5 protein-coding genes and 1 pseudogene are annotated in these 3372 nt (G+C 65.6%); 2 read left to right on the top strand and 4 right to left on the bottom strand.

Features of this window, described 5'->3' with window-relative positions; genetic code table 11:
• Together GPL20_RS38440 and GPL20_RS38435 are read left to right on the top strand one after the other, a co-directional pair.
• Positions 1 to 124: pseudogene (locus tag GPL20_RS38440) on the top strand (IS481-like element ISRm20 family transposase); the annotation flags it as partial.
• A 110-nt stretch (positions 125 to 234) separates the two neighbouring features.
• Complete coding sequence (locus GPL20_RS38435) at positions 235 to 837, top strand: septation protein A (protein WP_157337923.1); 603 nt, start codon at positions 235 to 237, stop codon at positions 835 to 837.
• 109 nt (positions 838 to 946) lie between these two features.
• Here GPL20_RS38435 and GPL20_RS38430 read toward each other — a convergent pair whose 3' ends face one another.
• The 4 genes from GPL20_RS38430 to ccmB form a co-directional block, all read right to left on the bottom strand.
• Positions 947 to 1543, bottom strand: coding sequence for a DsbE family thiol:disulfide interchange protein (locus GPL20_RS38430; protein ID WP_157337922.1), 597 nt, complete (start codon positions 1541 to 1543; stop codon positions 947 to 949).
• 10 nt (positions 1544 to 1553) lie between these two features.
• On the bottom strand, positions 1554 to 1739 hold the full coding sequence (gene ccmD / locus GPL20_RS38425; protein ID WP_157337921.1) for a heme exporter protein CcmD: 186 nt from the start codon (positions 1737 to 1739) through the stop codon (positions 1554 to 1556).
• Positions 1736 to 2521, bottom strand: a complete 786-nt coding sequence (locus GPL20_RS38420; protein WP_157337920.1) for a heme ABC transporter permease — start codon at positions 2519 to 2521, stop codon at positions 1736 to 1738. The genes ccmD and GPL20_RS38420 overlap by 4 nt, the downstream gene beginning before the upstream one ends.
• A gap of 91 nt (positions 2522 to 2612) precedes the next feature.
• A complete protein-coding gene (ccmB, locus tag GPL20_RS38415; protein WP_157337919.1) occupies positions 2613 to 3281 on the bottom strand; it encodes a heme exporter protein CcmB in 669 nt (222 codons plus the stop codon).
• Positions 3282 to 3372: the final 91 nt, after the last annotated feature.

The following is a 3372-nucleotide window of genomic DNA, read 5'->3' as shown; positions in this document are numbered from 1 at the left end:
GCTGGATCGCGACGGCCACTACGGTGTCTTCTTCGCGAGCTGGCAGGTCGCATCGATCGACTTGACCAATCGCCAACCTGTCAGTGATGTGTCCGAACAGGTGTCAGCTATGTCTCCGGGCTAAACAATAGGCGGGGCATCCAGTACGCTGCGGCTTCTCGGTTCAAACCGATCTGTCTCTGGAATACTGGATCCCCCGCCTTTGCGGGGGATGACAGCAACAAAGGTTTGGTAATGGACAAGACCCAGCCGCATCCGCTGTTCAAGCTCGCGACCGAGCTCGGTCCGCTGCTCGTGTTCTTCTTCGTCAATGCGAAGTTCAATCTGTTCGCCGCAACCGGCGCCTTCATGGTCGCGATCGTGGCGGCGATGGCCGCCTCCTATGTGGTGACGCGCCACATCCCGATCATGGCGATCGTGACTGGCGTCATCGTGCTGGTGTTCGGCACGCTGACGCTGGTGCTGCACGACGAGACCTTCATCAAGGTCAAGCCGACCATCATCTACGGCCTGTTCGCGGCGATCCTCGGCGGCGGTCTGCTGTTCGGCCGCTCCTTCATCGCCATCATGTTCGACCAGATGTTCAATCTGACGCCGCAGGGCTGGCGTATCCTCACCCTGCGCTGGGCGCTGTTCTTCGCCGGCATGGCGGTGCTGAACGAGATCATCTGGCGCACCCAGAGCACGGACTTCTGGGTCAACTTCAAGGTGTTCGGCGTGACGCCGCTGACCATGATCTTCGCGATCGCCCAGATGCCGCTGACCAAGCGCTATGGCGTCGAGCCGGCGTCGCTGGAGACCAGCGAGGCCGAGGCGGGGGATGTGCGGAAGGGCTAACGGCTCTCTCCGCTCGTCATTGCGAGCGAAGCGAAGCAATCCAGAATGTCTCCGCGGAGCGTATTCTGGATTGCTTCGTCGCAAGAGCTCGTCGCAATGACGGTCCTGGCTAAGACCCGGCCGCCTTCAACGCCTTCTCGATCTGCGGCATCAGCACCGTCGTGAGATTTTGCGGCGTGATCGGGCCGACCAGCTTGTAGACGATGGTGCCCTCGCGGCCGACGACGAAGGTCTCCGGCACGCCGTAGACGCCCCATTCGATCGAGGCGCGGCCGTTGGCATCGACGCCGACGTGGCCGAACGGGTTGCCGTAGCGGCCGAGGAAGCGCCGGGCGTTGTCGGCCGCGTCCTTGTAGTTGATGCCGACGAGCTGGAAGCGCTTGTCCTTGGCGAGCTCGGTCAGGAGCGGCGCCTCGTCATGACAGGGCACGCACCAGGAGGCCCAGACATTGACGAGGCTGACCTTGCCTTTGAACGCGGCGGGATCGAGTCCCGGCACCTGCGCGTTGTCGGCCTGCAATCCCTCGAGCGGCGGCAGCACGGTCTGCGGTGCCGGCCGCCCGATCAGCGCCGAGGGAATCCGCGACGGATCGCCGCCGCCGAGCCGGAACCAGAACAGCAGCGCGAGGCCAATGAAGGCGATCAGCGGCAGCACCATCAGGAAGGTGCGGCGTGGCGGGCTCGCGGGGGTCGCTCGATCGCTCATGATTGGCGTCTCATGGCCGATCGGTTGCGCTGCGGCCCGAGCGGCGCGTGACGCCGCTGCGGTCGAGCTCGCGCAGGCGCTCGGTCTGGCTGCGATAGTCGAGCACGATCCAGCCGATCAGGATCGCGACCACGAGCGCCGCTGCGGCATAGGACGTCACGATGAAGGAGGCGTAGGGACCGAGCGACATGGTCAAGCCGCCCCAACTTCATTTGACGCGTTGTCTCCACGCGTGCCGGCTTCGCTCGAAAACGCGATGCGGCTCGCCTGCATCATTTGCAGGGAACGGACCCGGCGGCGCAGGATCTCGTTGCGCATCGCAGCTAAGTGCAGCGTGACGAACAGCAGCGTGAACCCGATCGCCATCAGCAGCAGCGGAATCAGGAACGATTTGTCGAGCGATGAGCCGCCCATGCGCATCACCGAAGCCGGCTGGTGCAGCGTGTTCCACCAATCGACCGAGAACTTGATGATGGGCAGGTTGATGGCACCGACCAGCGTCAGCACCGCGGCGGCGCGCGCCGCGCGCGAGGGATCGTCGACCGCGCGCCACAGCGCCATCAGGCCGAGATACATCAGGAACAGGATCAGCACCGAGGTCAGCCGCGCATCCCATTCCCAATAGGTGCCCCACATCGGCCGGCCCCAGAGCGAGCCCGTGAGCAGCGCGAGGAAGGTGAAGCTGGCGCCGATCGGCGCGGCGGCCTTGGCGGCGACGTCGGCGAGCGGATGCCGCCACACCAGCGTGCCGAGCGAGGCGATGCTCATCACGCCCCAGACGAACATCGACAGCCAGGCATTGGGCACGTGGATGAACATGATCTTCACCGTCGCGCCCTGCTGATAGTCGTCGGGCGCGTTGGCGGACTGGTATAGGCCGATCGCGAGCAGGATGACGGTTGCAGCTGCGAGCCACGGCAATACCCGCGCCGTCAGCGCAAGGAACCGTGTGGGATTGGCAAGGTCGATCAGCGACATGGTATCGTGATAATCACAGGTAAGCGCTCAGGCAATCAGCACGAAAGCGAGCGACGAAAATTGATCGGGGTCAAGGTCAGTCGAGCCCATCTCAGTCGAGTCCATGCCGCAGGCTCGCCGCCGCCGCGAACGGGCCGATCACGAGGCTGACCAGCGACAGCGCGCAGAGGATCGAGAACGGCGCGCCGAACGTCATGGGGCCGACGATCACAGCCTGCGAGGCCGCAACCCCGAAGATCAGCACCGGAATCGACAGCGGCAGCACCAGCACGGCCATCAGAAGTCCGCCGCGATGCAGGGTCACCGCCAGCGCCGCGCCGATCATGCCGGTGAAGGTCAGGGCCGGGGTTCCCGCCAGCAGCGTCAGCGCCACCGCGCCGGTTGCGACCATATCGAGGTTGAGCAGGAGGCCGAGCACGGGGGTTGCGACAATCAGCGGCAGGCCCGCCGCCAGCCAATGCGCCAGTGCCTTGGCGGCGCAGGCCAGTTCCAGCGGCGTCCGGCTCATCGTGATCAGGTCGAGCGAGCCGTCCTCATGGTCGGCCATGAACAGCCGGTCCAGGGTGAGCAGGCTTGCCAGGAGCGCGCCGAGCCACAGGATTGCCGGCCCCAGCCGCGACAGCTGCGCCAGGTCCGGTCCCACCGCGAACGGCATCAGCACCACCACGGTCAGGAAGAACAGCACGCCAATCAGCGCCCCGCCGCCGACGCGGAGCGCGATCCGGATGTCCCGGCGGATGATGGCGGACAGGGCGGTCATGGGGTGGCTCCGGCGGCCAGGAGGCCATGAGAACCCTGCTCGTGCCACACGCAAACTGCGCTCCCTCCCCCCTTGTGGGGGAGGGGGGGGG

It is taken from the genome of Bradyrhizobium cajani, from assembly GCF_009759665.1.
Classification (GTDB): domain Bacteria; phylum Pseudomonadota; class Alphaproteobacteria; order Rhizobiales; family Xanthobacteraceae; genus Bradyrhizobium; species Bradyrhizobium cajani.
This window is presented reverse-complemented; position numbering and strand designations above follow the sequence as displayed.

Excerpts from the sequence above, each read along its gene's own strand:
- GPL20_RS38435 (WP_157337923.1), top strand. The coding sequence starts at position 235 with ATGGACAAGACCCAGCCGCATCCGCTGTTCAAGCTCGCGACCGAGCTC.
- GPL20_RS38430 (WP_157337922.1), bottom strand. The coding sequence starts at position 1,543 with ATGAGCGATCGAGCGACCCCCGCGAGCCCGCCACGCCGCACCTTCCTG.
- GPL20_RS38420 (WP_157337920.1), bottom strand. The coding sequence starts at position 2,521 with ATGTCGCTGATCGACCTTGCCAATCCCACACGGTTCCTTGCGCTGACG.
- ccmB (WP_157337919.1), bottom strand. The coding sequence starts at position 3,281 with ATGACCGCCCTGTCCGCCATCATCCGCCGGGACATCCGGATCGCGCTC.